The sequence below is a fragment of the Nonomuraea aridisoli genome, from assembly GCF_003236395.1.
Lineage (GTDB): Bacteria > Actinomycetota > Actinomycetes > Streptosporangiales > Streptosporangiaceae > Nonomuraea > Nonomuraea aridisoli.
The window spans coordinates 1-13,796 of the sequence record NZ_POUD01000250.1; the positions used below are offsets into that span (position 1 = coordinate 1).

The window sequence follows — 13,796 nt, forward strand, 5'->3', positions numbered from 1 at the left end:
GCTGGGACGCGTCCGGGGAGGGGCGGACGTCGGCGCTCACCGGGATGCAGCGGACGTTCTGGATGGCCGAGCAGTTGACCGCCGGGCTGCCGGCGTACACCCTCGGCATCCGGTACAGGTGGGCGGGCGCGGCCCGGGCGGAGCTGATCGAGGCGTGTCTGGCCGAGCTGGTCCGCAGGCACCCCGCGCTGCGGGCCCGCTTCCCGGCCGAGGACGGGGAGCCGGTCATGGTCGTCGACCCGGTGGGCACCGTGCCGCTGACCGTGGTCGACCTGCGCGACCTGCCGCCCGGCGAGCGGGCGGCGCGGGCCGCGCGGGCACGCCGCCAGGCCGTACGGGAGCCGCTGGACCTGGAGGCGGGCCCGCTCGCCCGGATGGTGCTGCTGCGCACCGGCGGCGACGACGAACTGCTGCTCGTCGTCCACCACCTGTGCTTCGACGGCTGGTCGGCCGGCGTGTTCGCGGACGAGCTGGCGGAGCTCTACCACGACCTGGCGCAGGGCCGCGAGCCGGTCGAAAGGCCACCGGCGGAGCCGGCCCGACGCAGGACGCCAGGGGGCGGCGACGCCTACTGGCGGGACCGGTTCGCCGACGCCGACCTGGACGTGGAGCTCCCGGTCGACCGGACGCCCCCGGCGGTGCGGTCGTTCGCCGCCGAGCGGATCTCCCGCGAGCTCCCGCCCGACCTGCTCGACCGGCTGCGCTCCTGCGGGCGGGAGCACCACGCCAGCCTCTTCATGGTGCTGCTGGCCGGGGTGCAGGCCGTGGTCGGCAGGTACACCGGGCGCGGCGACGTGACGGTGCTGGCACCGGTCGCCGGGCGGGACGCCGACTCCGAGCACCTGGTCGGCGCCGTGCTCGACATCCTGCCGCTGCGCGGTGACGTCGGAGGCGATCCCACGTTCGCCGAGCTGCTCTCCCGGCTGCGGGAGTCGGTCGTACGCGACCTGGAGCACCAGGACCTGTCGTTGCCGGACATCATGGCGGCGATCGGGCGGGCGCAGGCGGGCAAGGTCAACCGGTTGAGCGGGATCAGCGTGACCGTGCACAACACCCCAGCCCCGCGCCGCCCGCTCCTGCGGTACGCCGGTGACGAGCCGCCGGCCGCGATGCTGGTGGATCTCGCGTTCGGCCTGCACTTCACGGTGGACGGCCCGGTCCTGACCGTCGACTACGCCACCGAGCTGTTCGACGCCGAACGCGTCGAAGCCCTGGGTGACCACCTGCTCACCCTGCTGGAGGCGGCGGCCGCGGCGCCGGCCACACCGGTGCGCGACCTCCCCCTGCTCACCCCGGCCGAGCAGCACCGCATCCTGCACGAGTGGAACGACAGCGCGATCCCGCTGCCCGCCGCGGACACCGTTCACGAGTTGTTCGAGCGGTGCGTGGCGGCGACGCCGGACGCGCCGGCGCTCACCGCCGGGCCGGCGACGGTCACCTACCGGGAGCTCGACGAGCGCGCCAACCGGCTGGCGAGGGTGCTGCGCGGCCACGGGGTGCGCCCCGGCACGCGGGTGGCGATCTGCCTCGACCGGGGCATCGAGCTCTTCGCCGCGATGTGGTCGGTGCTCAAGGCGGGCGGCGCGTACGTGCCGCTCGACCCGGCGTACCCGGCGGAGCGGCTCGCGTACATGGTGGCGGACAGCGGCGCGTCCGTGCTGGTCACCCGGCTCGACCTGCCCGCCGCCCCGCCGGCGCCGGACGGCGTGGCGGTCGTCGCCCTGGACCGCGACGCGGCCCGGATCTCCGCCGAGAGCGGCCACGGCCTGGCGGCGACGGCGGGACCCGCCGACCCCGCGTACGTCATCTACACCTCCGGCTCCACGGGCCGCCCCAAGGGGGTGGTCGTCACCCACGCCAACCTCGTGCACGCGGTGGCGATGTGGCAGCACGCCTACGCCCTCGACCGCGGCTGGACGTACCAGCAGGCCGCCAGCTTCTCCTTCGACATGTTCGTGGGCGAGACGCTGCGCGCCCTGTGCACCGGCGGCAGGCTCGTGGTCGTGCCGCGCGAGGTGCTGCTCGACCCGGCGGAGCTGTACGCGCTGATGCGCAGGGAGCAGGTCAACTCCACCGAGCTGGTGCCCGCCGTGCTGCGCAACCTGCTCGCGCACGTCGAGGCGGCGGGGGAGCGGCTGGACTTCGTCCGGCTGCTGATCGGCGGCGGCGAGAAGTGGCAGGTCGGCGAGTACCTGCGGGCCCAGCGGCTGGTGGGCCCCGGCAACCGGGTGGTGAACGCGTACGGCGTCACCGAGGTGACCGTGGACAACGTCTACTTCGACGGCGACGTCTCCGCCCTGCCGCCCGACGCGCCGCTGCCGATCGGCCGGCCCTTCCCCAACAACCGCGTCTACGTCCTGGACGCGTACGGAAAGCCCGTCCCGCCCGGTGTGGTCGGCGAGTTGTACCTCGGCGGCGTGGGCGTCGCCCTCGGTTACCACGAGCGGCCCGAGCTGACCGCCGAACGGTTCGTCGCCGACCCGTTCGTCCCGGGCGGCCGGATGTACCGCACCGGCGACAGCGCCCGCCACCACCGCGACGGGAACGTCGACTTCCTCGGCCGGCTGGACGACCAGGTCAAGGTCAACGGCTACCGCATCGAGCTGGGCGAGGTCGAGGCCGCCCTGGCCGCGCTGCCGCAGACGCTGGCCTCGGCCGCCGCGGTGCACACGCCGCCCTCGGGGATCGCCCAGCTCGTCGGGTACGTCGTGCCGAGACCGGGCGCCGACGTCACCGAGGCCGCGGTCCGGGAGGCGTTGTCCGCCACCCTGCCGGTCCACATGGTGCCCGCCCGGCTGGTCGTCCTGTCCCGGCTGCCGCTCACCCCCAACGGCAAGCTCGACCGCCGGGCGTTGTCGGCGCCGCCCGACGCGGAGGCGTCGCCGTCAGGCGCGGCGCCCCGGACCGCCACCGAGCGGCGCGTCGCGGCCGCCTGGTCGGAGGTGCTCGGCGTCGACGACTTCGGCATCGACGACAGCTTCTTCTCCCTGGGCGGCGACTCCTTCAGCGCCCTGCGGCTCGTCCGGCGGATCGACCCGTCACTGGCGCTGGTGGAGCTCTACCGGCAGCCCACCGTACGCGGCCTCGCCGCCCTGCTCGACCAGCGGCCGGCCGAGCCGGCTGCGCGGCGGCTGCTGCACCGGCTGACCCCGTCCGACGCGGGCCAGGACGGGGTCACGGTGGTGGCGATCCCGTACTCCGGCGGCAGCGCGATCGCGTACCAGCCGCTGGCTGCGGCGCTGCCCGCCGACTGGGCCCTGTACGCGGTCGAACTCCCCGGCCACGACCAGAGCCGGCCGGACGAACCGCTGCTGCCCGCCGCCGACGTGGCGGAGCGCGTTCTCGCCGAGCTCCGGTCGTTGTCCGGGCCGGTGCTGCTGTACGGGCACTGTCTCGGCAGCGCCGTCACGATCGAGATCGCCCGGCGGGCCGAGGAGGCGGGCGTCGAGCTGATCGGCGTCGGCCTCGGCGCGAGCTTCCCGACCGCCCGGTTGCCCGGACGCTTCTTCGACTGGTTCCACCGGCTGGTGCCGACCGACCGGTTCACCTCCGACCGGGAGTACGTCTCCTTCCTGCGCGCGCGGGGCGGCTTCACCGATCTGGACGGCCCCGAGCAGGAACGGTTCGTGCTGCGCAACGTCCGGCACGACGCCCGGGACGCCGAGGAGTACTTCACCGCCGCCTACCAGCAGGCCGGTCACGCGCGGCTGCGCGCTCCGGTGCTCAGCGTGGTCGGCTCCCGGGACCGCGTCACGGAGCTGTACGAGGAACGGCACCGCGAGTGGGAGCACTTCGCCGACACCGTCGAGCTGGCGGTGCTGCCCCGAGCCGGCCACTTCTTCGTGAAGACCCACGCGGAGCCGCTGGCCCGGACCCTGGTCGAGCACGCCGAGCGGTGGCGGGGCGGGAACGAGCCGCACCGGGACGAGGCGCGTCCGGCCCCCGCGGCACGGGACCGTCAGGCGACGCCCGCCCTGTCCCGGTTCGCGCTCGTGGCCCTCGGCCAGTTCGTCTCGATGATCGGCAGCAGCCTCAGCACGCTCGTCCTGAGCATCTGGGTCTACCAGCGCACCGGCTCGATCACGGAATTCGCGCTGATCAACGCGATCGGCATGCTGCCCGGGATCGTCGCGGGGCCGGTCGCCGGCGCGGTGGCCGACCGCTGGGACCGCCGGCGCGTCATGCTGCTCAGCGACACCGCGGCGGCCGTGGCGATGGGCCTGCTCGGCCTGCTGGTGTTCGCCGGCGGCCTGCGGATGTGGCACGTCTACCTCGCCGTGTCGGTCACCTCGGTGGCCGGCGCGTTCCAGCGTCCCGCGTACGTGGCCGCGGTGGCGCAGCTGGTGCCGAAGCGCTACCTGGGCCACGCCAACGGCATCAGCCATCTCGGCATGGGCGTGGGGACGGTGGTGGCGCCCCTGATCGGCGCCGGCCTGCTCGGTGTCATCGGCATCGAGGGCGTCCTCGCGCTGGACGTGCTCAGCTTCCTGCTCGGCGTGGCCACGCTGCTCGCGGTCAGGTTCCCCGACCTGCTCTTCCGCCACCGCGACGAGAGCTTCCGCAAGGAGATCACGGCGGGCTGGCGTTACATCGCCCACCGCCCGGCGCTGCTGCGCGCGATGCGCTTCTTCGTCGTCCACCACGTCCTGTACATGATCGGCTTCTCGGTGATCGTGCCGATGCTGCTCACCGAGCGGTCCACCGTGATGCTGGGCACGGCGCTGGCGGCGGGCGGTCTGGGCGCGCTGTGCGGCAGCCTCGTCATGGGCCTGTGGGGCGGCACCGCCCGCAGGGCCACCGGGCTGATCGTGGTGCTGGGCGTGTCGGGCGTGGGGATGTCCCTCACCGGCGTCGCGAGCCCGTACCTGCCGGCGATCGGCCTGTTCACGATCTGGTTCTGCGACTCGGTCGCCGAAGGGCACTGGCTGGCCCTCGTGCAGGCGAAGGTCGGGCTGGAGCTGCAGGGCCGGGTGCTCTCCCTGTTCATGATGACGATGATGCTGACGATGCCGCTCGGCTACCTGGTCATGGGCCCCCTGGCGGAGCACTACGTCCAGCCGCTGCTCGAACCCGGGGGCGCCCTCGCCGGCACCGTCGGAGCGGTGATCGGCACCGGGCCCGGCCGTGGCCTGGCGCTGCTGGTCGTCCTCAGCGGCCTGCTGCAACTGGCCTGGGTGATCGCCGGGTGGCGCGACCGCCGGCTGCGCTTCATGGAGGACGAGCTGCCGGACGCCGTGCCGCCCGCGGAGCTCGGTGACCTGGACGACCTGCAGCGGGAGGCCGACGCCCGGCTCGCCCGGCCGATCAGCCGGGCGTCTCGGGCGGCAGGTGGCTCCGGTCGTTGAAGAAGAGCAGGGCCGGCGGCCGGCCTGGGGCGTAGCGGATGGCGGTGAGGGCGGCGTTGGCGTGGTTGAGCCCGAGCCAGCGCGCCTCGGGGGCGTCCAGCGCATGCCTGACCAGCCAGGCGATGAGGAAGTTGTGGGTGACGACCAGCTCGTGGCGGGTCTCGTCCGACGGGCCGGTGAACCGGGCGACCGCCTCCTCGGCGAGCTCCGGCCGCACGTCGGCCGGCGGGAACCGGGCGAGGAAGCCGAGGTAGTGGTCGGCGGCCTCCGGCGGCAGCTCGTCCCGGCGCGGCACGTACGGCACGTAGTCGCCGGCGGGCTCACAGGCGTGCACGGGGACGCCGGGAAGGTGGGCGGCGGCGATCCGGGCGGTCTCGGCGGCCCGGGGGAGCGGCCCGTGGTGGACGGCGTCGAGGGGGACGCCGCGCAACCGCTCGCCCAGCAGCGCGGCCTGGCGCCGGCCGTTCTCCGTGAGCCCGCTCTCGTCGGGGGTGGCCTCGCCGTGGCGGGCGAGGTAGAGGTGGCGGGTCACGGCAAAGAGCTCCTTACGTACGGTTCCGGCCATTGTGCCGTGGATCGTTGACCACACGTTCGAATGTCGGCATCGTAGGGCGGGTGGCCGCTGACGAGACGCGCGACGGGGTTGCTCTGACCAACCTCGACCAGCCGCTGTTCGACGGGGCGGGGGCGACCAAGCGCGACCTGGTCGACTACCTCGACGCCGTCCGCGACCGCATCCTGCCGGTGCTGCGCGGCCGGGCGCTGTCGGTCATGCGGGTGCGGCCGGGCCAGGAGCCGTTCATGCAGAAGAACCTCCCCAAGTACGCGCCCGACTGGATCAGGTCGGTGTCGTCCTGGGCGGAGGCCTCACGCCGCCAGGTGACGTACGCGCTGTGCGACGACCGCAGGACGCTGCTGTGGTTCGCCAACCAGCGGGCGGTGGAGTACCACCCGGCCTTGTTCGTCGGCGATCACGCCACCCACATGGTGCTCGACCTCGACCCGCCCGAGCACGACGACTCCTTCGCGCTGGCCGTGCGCGGCGCGTTCCTGGTGCGGCGGGCGCTGGCGGACGCGGGCCTCGCGGGAGCGGTGAAGACGAGCGGGGCCAAGGGCGTGCACGTGTTCGTGCCCGTGGCGGCGGGCGTCGCGCCGGAGGACCTGGCGGCGGCCACGCGGGCGCTGGCCGCGCGCGCCGAGCGGCTCGACCCGGAGCTGGCGACCACGGCGTTCATCCGGGAGGACCGCGCGGGCAAGGTCTTCCTCGACTCCACCCGCGCGGGCGGGGCCACGGTGGTGGCCGCCTACAGCCCGCGCATCCGGCCGGGGACGCCGGTGTCGTTCCCGGTCGCGTGGGACGACCTCGGCCGGGTCACGCCGGGTGACTTCACCGTACGCACCGCGCCCGGCCTGCTGGCGGAGGCCGACCCGTGGGCCGAGCAGATGCCCGCGCCGCAGCGCCTGCCCGATGACCTCGTCGCCGAGGGCCACACCATCCCTGTGGCCCGCGTCCAGGCCATGCACGAGGGCAAACGCCGCGCCCGCGCCCGACGCGCCGAGTGATCGGTCAGGGAATCTTTGCCAGGTCGCGTTCCGTTCGCGGTGGCGCGGCGGGAATGTGCGCATTAGTTGTCCACCCGGGGGATTCGTATGCGCAGATTCGTCAGCTTCATCAGTGTGCTCACCTTGCCGCTGGCCCTGACCACGGCGGCCCGCGCGAGCGGGCCCGGCGACGAGTTCGCCGAGCAGCTCGCCGAACGGGTCACGGGCGTCGACGCCGAGAAGCACCTGAGGGCCTTGCAGGAGATCGCCACCGCGAACGGCGGCAACCGCGCCGCGGGCACGCCCGGCTACGTGGCCTCCCGCGACTACGTGGCGGGCATCCTGCGCGCGGCCGGATACGAGGTCACGCTCGACCCGATCCAGTTCGTGCGGAGCTGGAGCGAGACCACCCCCGCGGTCCTGGAGGTGACCGGCACCGGCGCGAAGTCGTACGCGGCGAACCAGGACTTCCGCACCTTCCACCCCTCCCCGGCCGGTGACGTGACCGCACAGGTGCAGGCCGTGGACGTGACCCTGCCGCCCACCGCGCGGACGAGCTCGACCAGCGGATGCGAGGAGTCCGACTTCAACGGGTTCGTGGCCGGGCGGATCGCCCTCCTCCAGCGCGGCACCTGCCCGTTCGTCGAGAAGGTCGTCAACGCGGACGCCGCCGGAGCCGCCGGCGTCATCGTCTTCAACGAGGGCCAGGAGGGACGTACGGAGTCCGAGCCGCTCGACATCGGCGAGTGGCGGACCGGCATCCCGATGGTGTACGCCGACTTCGCCGTCGGCCAGGAGCTGGCCGCCACGCCGGGCACGACCGTGCGGCTCAAGGTCGACGCCGCGCTCGCGCTCGCGACCGACCACAACGTGATCGCCGAGTCCCCCTCCGGCGACCCGCGCAACGTCGTCATGGTCGGCGCCCACCTCGACAGCGTGCCGGAGGGGCCCGGCATCAACGACAACGGTTCGGGCAGCGCGGCGATCCTGGAGGTCGCCGAGGAACTGGCGAGGACGCCGGTCACGAACAAGGTCCGGTTCGCGTTCTGGGCTGCCGAGGAGCTCGGGCTGCTCGGCTCCGACCAGTACGTCGCGTCGTTGTCGCCGGCCGAGCGCGACCGCATCCGCCTCTACCTGAACTTCGACATGGTGGCCTCGCCGAACTACGCGTACAAGCTGTTCGACGGTGACGACTCCGACCGTGTCGGCGCGTCCGCGGGGCCGCCCGGCTCGGACCTGATCGAGGCGCAGCTCGCGGCCTTCTACCGGGCCCGCGGCCTGACCAGCGTCGGCACCGACTTCGACGGCCGCTCCGACTACGGCCCGTTCGTCGCGGTCGGCATCCCGGCGGGCGGCGTCTTCACGGGAGCCGAGGGACTCAAGACGGCTCAGGAGGCGACCCTGTTCGGCGGGACGGCGGGCGCGCCCTACGACGCCTGCTACCACCGCGCGTGCGACACGATCACCAACTACGACGCCACCGCGCTCGACGTCAACGCCGACGCGATCGCCGACTCCACGGCCCGCTTCGCCCTCGACCTGAGCGCGATCCCGCGGCGCACCCCGGCGGGCCAGTGAGGGGGCCGGAGATTCAGTCGGTGCCGGAGACGAGCCCCACCCGGTAGGCGAGGACGACGGCCTGCACGCGGTCGCGTAGCTGGAGCTTCGCCAGGATCCGTGACACGTAGGTCTTCACGGTCTCGGCGGTGATGAACAGCTTCGCGGCGATCTCCGCGTTCGACAGGCCGGCGGCGATCTGTTCGAGCACCTCGAGCTCGCGGGGGGTCAGCGCCCGTACGACCTCCTCCCTGGCCGGACTGGAGGTGTCGGCCGGGCGGAGGCGATCGGCGAAGTGGCCGATGAGGGTGCGGGTGACGGCGGGGGCCAGCAGGGAGTCGCCGCGGGCGATGGTGCGCACGCCGTTGACCAGCTCGGCCGGTGGCGCGTCCTTGAGCAGGAAGCCGCCGGCCCCGGCCTTGAGCGCCTCGTAGACGTACTCGTCGACGTTGAACGTGGTGACGACGAGCACCTTCGCCGGAGCGGCGGTGCCGGGACCGGCCAGTTGCCGGGTGGCCTCGATGCCGTCCAGGACGGGCATCCGGATGTCCATGACGATGACGTCCGGGCGCAGCCGCCGCGCCGCCTCCACCGCCGCGCGGCCGTCCGCGGCCTCCCCGACGACCTCCATGTCGGGCTGGGCGGAGAAGATGGTGCGGTAGCCGGTGCGCACCAGCTCCTGGTCCTCGCAGATGAGCACCTTGATCGGGGTGTCGGTCATGCCTCGCTCCTGGTGGGGATGAGGGCGCGGACGCTGAACCCGCCGCCGGGCCGGGCCTCGGCGAGCAGTTCGCCGTCGAGCATGCGCAGCCGCCGGCGCAGCCCGTCCAGACCGCGCCCGCCTGAGGGAACGACGGGCGTGCCGCCGGTCGCCCCGTCGTTGGTCACTTCGATGGCGATGCGGTCGGGGTGGTGGTGCACCGCGACCGTGGTGGGCCGTCCTGTCGCGTGTTTCATCGCGTTGGTGAGCGCCTCCTGCACCACCCGGTAGGCGGCCAGCTCCACGTCCACGGCCCGGGGCCGCTGCTCGCCGTGCTCGGTCAGTTCGACGGGCTGGCCGGACAGGCGGGCCTGTTCGACCAGGTCGCCGATCCTGCCCAGCGTCGGCGTGCGGTCTGCGGGGGCCGACTCGCCGGTCGCCTCCAGCACGCCGAGCAGGTGCCGCAGCTCGGTCAGCGCCCGCCGTCCGGTGTCGCTGATGGCGGCGAGCCCGGCCCCGGCACGATCCGGCGCCGTGCCGACCACGAACTGCGCCGCGTCCGCCTGGACCACCATGGCGGTCACGTGGTGCGTGACCACGTCGTGCAACTCGCGGGCGATGCGGGCCCGTTCGGCGGCCCTGGCCACGTCGGCGCCGAGCCGCCGGCGCTCGGCCTCCTCCGCCCGCCACCGGCGCATCCCCACGCCGGCCATGGTGATCACCACCAGCGTCAGGTAGAACGCGACGAAGTCCGGGAGCCCATTGGGCGATCCCAGGCCGTGCAGGAGGACCGCCAGCGCGGCGTATCCCGCGGTCGCCACCGCGGCGAGGCCGCGACGGAACCGGACCTGATGGGCTCCGGCCGCGTACACCGCCAGATAGAGCCCGATGCTGGCGAACGTCGGCGGGTAGGCCAGCGCCTGGTGGACCGCGAAGGCGGCGCCGACGACCGCCAGACAGGCCGCCGGCCATCGGCTGCGCACGGCCAGCGGTGCGGACTGGGCCAGGGTCAGCGCCACGGCGAGCGCGTCGGCCGGGCGCCTCGGCAGGTCGCCGAGCTGCGCCGAGACGGCGGACAACGTCGGTACGAACGCCAGCAGCGTGAGCACCGCCGCCAGCGAGCCGTCCTTGGCGAACGTGGGGCGAGCCTGCCACCAGTCCGGCCAGGAGCGGACAGAACGGGTGACGTCCACGAACATCGGGCAAGCCTAACGGCGGCCACACCGGCGAGTGGACGATTCGGGCAGCTCACTCGGTGGCGGAGGTCACCTCGGTGCGCAGTGCCGCCAGCAGCTGGTCGGGCTTGTCGGCGAAGCAGCGGATCGAGGTGACCTCGGCCCGGCCGCCGAGCGGGCGCACCACGGTGATCGGCTCGGTCAGCTCGATCGTCACGTTCGTCTGCGAGGAGACCACCACGGTCAGCCGCCCGTCCCGCACGGTGATCATGCCGCTCTCGTTGTACGTACGCCCGGCCCGCACGGAGGCGATGCGGTCGCGGGGGATGCGCACGTCGAAGTAGACGCCGTACCGGAGGCGCAGCTCGGCCGGCGTGACGACGTGCGGGCGGGTGACGCCGGCCGCGATCATGTTGACGGAGAACAGCAGGCTGTACAGGTCGAGGATCAGCACCGTCCAGCGCAGCCACGCTGGCACGCCCAGCGCGACCAGGAGCAGGTCGAGGACCACCGTCTCGACCGCCATCGCGAACGTCATCAGCCAGAGGGTGAACCCCTGCTCCTTGGCGTACGTCACCTCGGTCGCGCCGTCCGGGACGCCGTGGCGGCGGCGGGCGATCCACAGCACGACGCTCGCCAGCCCCTTCAACTCGAATCCCACGATCCGCCGCAGGGCTCCGGCCATCGGCGTTCCTCTCTTCTCGACTCTCCTCCATGAGAAACGTTGACGTCGCGTCAAGGTCAAGTGCGCCACAGATGTGACATGCTGCACATCTGTCCACGTATGTGCATTGATGCGCATAAATCAGCCTGAAATCCGATTTATCGTCATGGCGGCTTGGGGTCACCCAGGCCCGGTGACAGACGGGAGGGCCGCGTCCCCGTTCGCTTCGGGAGTGCGGACCGTTGATCAGGGGGCAGGCATGGGCAAGATCGGAAATCGGGTGGTCGATCACATCGTCGGCTACCTCGCGGCGGCCGGCGTGGAGTACGTCTTCGGCGTCGACGGCGCCAACATCGAGGACCTCTACGACGCGGCCCATTACCGCGACGACATCACCGCGGTGCTGGCCAAGCACGAGTTCTCGGCCACGACGATGGCCGACGGCTACAGCCGCGGCGGCTCCGGCCTCGGCGTGGTGGCCGCGACCTCCGGCGGCGGGTCGCTGAACACCGTTCCCGGGCTGGGGGAGGCGCTGGCCAGCCGGGTGCCCCTGCTGGCGCTGATCGGCCAGCCGGAGTCGGCGCTCGACGGGCTGGGCTCCTTCCAGGACACCAGCGGACGCAACGGCGCGCTGGACGCCGAGGCGCTGTTCTCGGCGGTGTCGGTGTTCTGCCGGCGGGTGCTGGATCCCCGGGACATCGTCTCCGTGCTGCCCCAGGCGGTCGCGGCGGCCCGTACCGGCGGCCCGGCGGTGCTGCTGCTGCCGAAGGACGTCCAGCAGGCCGTGATCGACGTCACCGGCGCCGACGACCCGGCGCAGCGGATCGGGACCCGGCTCGACGACCCGCGGGTGCTCGTGGAGGCGCTGCGGTCCGCGGCCGGGCCGATCACGATCATCGCCGGCGAGCAGGTCGCCCGCGACGACGCCCGGCTGGAGCTGGAGCAGTTGCGGGCGACGCTGCGCGCCCGGGTGGCCGTCGTCCCCGACGCCAAGGACGTCGCCGGCACTCCCGGGATGGGGGCGTCGGCGGCGCTCGGCGTGACCGGGGTCATGGGGCACCCGGGGGTCGCCGACGCGGTCGCGGAGTCCGGGCTGTGCCTGCTGGCCGGCACCCGGCTGACGGCGACCGCGCGCTTCGGCCTGGACCTGGCGCGGGTGCCCGTCTTCTCGATCGGTTCGGCCGCGCCGTACGTGCCCGCCACCCACGTCACCTCGGACGACCTGCGCGTGTCGCTGGCGTTGCTGGCGCGGGAGCTGTCCGGCGACGTGCGGCGGCCGGTGCCGGAGCCGGTGCGGCACACCGAGCTGGCGCCGCCGCCGCACGACGGCCCCGGCGTGCGCTACCGCGAGGCCATGGCGGTGCTGGACGCAGGGCTGCCGGACGGGGTCGACGTCATCGTCGACGCGGGGAACATCGGCGCCTCCGCGATCCACTACCTGCCGGCACGCCGCGACGGCCGGTTCGTCGTGGCGCTCGGCATGGGAGGGATGGGATACAGCTTCGGGGCCGCGATCGGCATGGCGTTCGGGCGCCGGCGGCGGACCGTGGTGATCGCCGGGGACGGCTCGTTCCTCATGCACGGCATGGAGATCCACACCGCGCTGCAGTACGGGCTGCCGGTGACGTTCGTGTTGTTCGACAACCACGCGCACGCGATGTGCGCGGTCCGCGAGCAGCTGTTCTACGGCGGGGCCTACAGCTACAACCGGTTCCGCCCGAGCCGGTTGGGGGCGGGGCTGGCCGCGATGTTCCCCGGCCTGCCGGCGGTGGACGTCGACGACGCCGCGGACCTGGCCGGGGCGCTGCGCGCGGCGCTGGTGGCCGGCGGCCCGTCGGTGGTCAGCGTCGAATGCTCGCCGGACGAGATCCCGCCGTTCGCCGGTTTCCTGCGCCGGACGGAGAATGCTTGATCAATTTCGTGGGACCCCCGGCGCCAACCGCTTTTCTATGGTTGACCGTGAAATAGCGGAAAACACCTGACCGCGCTCCTGCTGCTGATTAAAGTGGAATTTCCCATCTCAACGCGATATTTCGTGATATCCGCAGCGCGAGGAGCCACGCCCCCCTGTGAATCACCGCGTAACCGACGAGGCCATGGTTCAAGCCCTCTACCGCCAATACGGCGCCCCCCTGATGGCCTTCGCCGTCCGGCTGACGGGCGGCGATCGGCGCTGGGCCGAGGACGTCGTCCAGGAGACCCTGGTACGCGCCTGGCGCAACCTGCACGATCTCCGTACCGACTCCGGGTCGCTCATGCCGTGGCTGGCGACCGTCGCCCGCCGCGTCGTCATCGACGACCGGCGCCGCTCCGGCTCGCGCCCCCTCGACACGGTGGAGGACGTGGCCGACCGGGCCGAGCCCGTCGCCGCCGAGGACGAGCGATTACTCAGGGAGATCATCGTGACCGACGCGATGATGTCGCTCTCCCCGGCGCACCGGCAGGTCCTCACCGAGACGTTCCTGCTGGACCGGACGTTGCAGGAGGCGGCGGAGATCATCGGCGTGCCGGTCGGCACGGTGAAGTCCCGGGTGTACTACGCCATGCGGGCCCTGCGCGTGGCGCTGGAGGAAAGGGGGGTGACGCTGCCGTGACAAAGGCGCGTCACGATGGAACGGGGGTGACGCCGCGATGACGGAGGTCCATCACGAGGACGTGGCCGCGTACGCGCTGGGCCTGCTCAGCGAGGAGGAACGCGCCGCGTTCGAGCGCCATCTGAGGAGCTGCGGGAGCTGCGCCGGCGAGGTCGGCTCGTTCGCCGCGATGGGGGAGCTGATCAGGGGCGTGCACCCCGATGACCTCCTGCCCCTGTC

General features: G+C 73.1%; 10 protein-coding genes. 6 read left to right on the top strand and 4 right to left on the bottom strand.

The features are described from left to right. The coding region (locus tag C1J01_RS37980) for a non-ribosomal peptide synthetase/MFS transporter (RefSeq protein ID WP_111183801.1) at positions 1-5,345 on the top strand (5,345 nt) is incomplete at its 5' end. Here C1J01_RS37980 and C1J01_RS37985 read toward each other — a convergent pair. Beyond that, positions 5,305-5,877 carry a histidine phosphatase family protein gene (locus C1J01_RS37985; RefSeq protein WP_328589719.1) on the bottom strand — a complete coding sequence of 191 codons (573 nt, stop codon included), beginning with the start codon at positions 5,875-5,877 and terminating at the stop codon, positions 5,305-5,307. The genes C1J01_RS37980 and C1J01_RS37985 overlap by 41 nt on opposite strands. Positions 5,878-5,960: 83 nt before the next feature. On the opposite strand from C1J01_RS37985, the gene C1J01_RS37990 reads away from it, so the two are divergent. After that, entirely contained in the window at positions 5,961-6,908 is a 948-nt protein-coding gene (locus tag C1J01_RS37990) for a DNA polymerase domain-containing protein (protein ID WP_235854931.1), read from the top strand. Positions 6,909-6,995: 87 nt separating this feature from the next. Continuing rightward, a complete protein-coding gene (locus tag C1J01_RS37995; RefSeq protein WP_111183803.1) occupies positions 6,996-8,465 on the top strand; it encodes a M20/M25/M40 family metallo-hydrolase in 1,470 nt (489 codons plus the stop codon). 13 nt (positions 8,466-8,478) lie between these two features. Here C1J01_RS37995 and C1J01_RS38000 read toward each other — a convergent pair whose 3' ends face one another. Genes C1J01_RS38000 through C1J01_RS50445 form a run of 3 tightly spaced genes read right to left on the bottom strand, consistent with a single transcriptional unit; the run spans position 8,479 to position 11,004 of the window. Then, positions 8,479-9,165, bottom strand: coding sequence for a response regulator (locus C1J01_RS38000; protein ID WP_111183804.1), 687 nt, complete (start codon positions 9,163-9,165; stop codon positions 8,479-8,481). Then, positions 9,162-10,343, bottom strand: a complete 1,182-nt coding sequence (locus C1J01_RS50440; RefSeq protein ID WP_181449198.1) for a sensor histidine kinase — start codon at positions 10,341-10,343, stop codon at positions 9,162-9,164. The genes C1J01_RS38000 and C1J01_RS50440 overlap by 4 nt, the downstream gene beginning before the upstream one ends. Positions 10,344-10,392: 49 nt before the next feature. Beyond that, positions 10,393-11,004 (bottom strand): hypothetical protein, encoded by a 612-nt coding sequence (locus tag C1J01_RS50445; RefSeq protein WP_181449199.1) that lies wholly within the window; start codon positions 11,002-11,004, stop codon positions 10,393-10,395. A gap of 238 nt (positions 11,005-11,242) precedes the next feature. Here C1J01_RS50445 and C1J01_RS38010 point away from each other — a divergent pair, with 238 nt between their 5' ends. The 3 genes from C1J01_RS38010 to C1J01_RS38020 all read left to right on the top strand — a co-directional run. Further along, the gene (locus C1J01_RS38010) at positions 11,243-12,895 is read left to right on the top strand and encodes a thiamine pyrophosphate-binding protein (protein ID WP_111183805.1); all 1,653 of its coding nucleotides are present in this window, start codon (positions 11,243-11,245) and stop codon (positions 12,893-12,895) included. Between the two features lie 157 nt (positions 12,896-13,052). Beyond that, the gene (locus C1J01_RS38015) at positions 13,053-13,577 is read left to right on the top strand and encodes a sigma-70 family RNA polymerase sigma factor (protein ID WP_235854932.1); all 525 of its coding nucleotides are present in this window, start codon (positions 13,053-13,055) and stop codon (positions 13,575-13,577) included. A gap of 37 nt (positions 13,578-13,614) precedes the next feature. Then, positions 13,615-13,796, top strand: a 182-nt coding sequence (locus tag C1J01_RS38020) for a zf-HC2 domain-containing protein (protein WP_146615869.1), incomplete at its 3' end; no start/stop codon positions are given.

Bases quoted from the DNA above. Each gene is read 5' to 3' on its own strand.
- C1J01_RS37995 (WP_111183803.1), top strand. From the start codon at position 6,996: ATGCGCAGATTCGTCAGCTTCATCAGTGTGCTCACCTTGCCGCTGGCC.
- C1J01_RS38000 (WP_111183804.1), bottom strand. From the start codon at position 9,165: ATGACCGACACCCCGATCAAGGTGCTCATCTGCGAGGACCAGGAGCTG.
- C1J01_RS50440 (WP_181449198.1), bottom strand. From the start codon at position 10,343: ATGTTCGTGGACGTCACCCGTTCTGTCCGCTCCTGGCCGGACTGGTGG.
- C1J01_RS50445 (WP_181449199.1), bottom strand. From the start codon at position 11,004: ATGGCCGGAGCCCTGCGGCGGATCGTGGGATTCGAGTTGAAGGGGCTG.
- C1J01_RS38010 (WP_111183805.1), top strand. From the start codon at position 11,243: ATGGGCAAGATCGGAAATCGGGTGGTCGATCACATCGTCGGCTACCTC.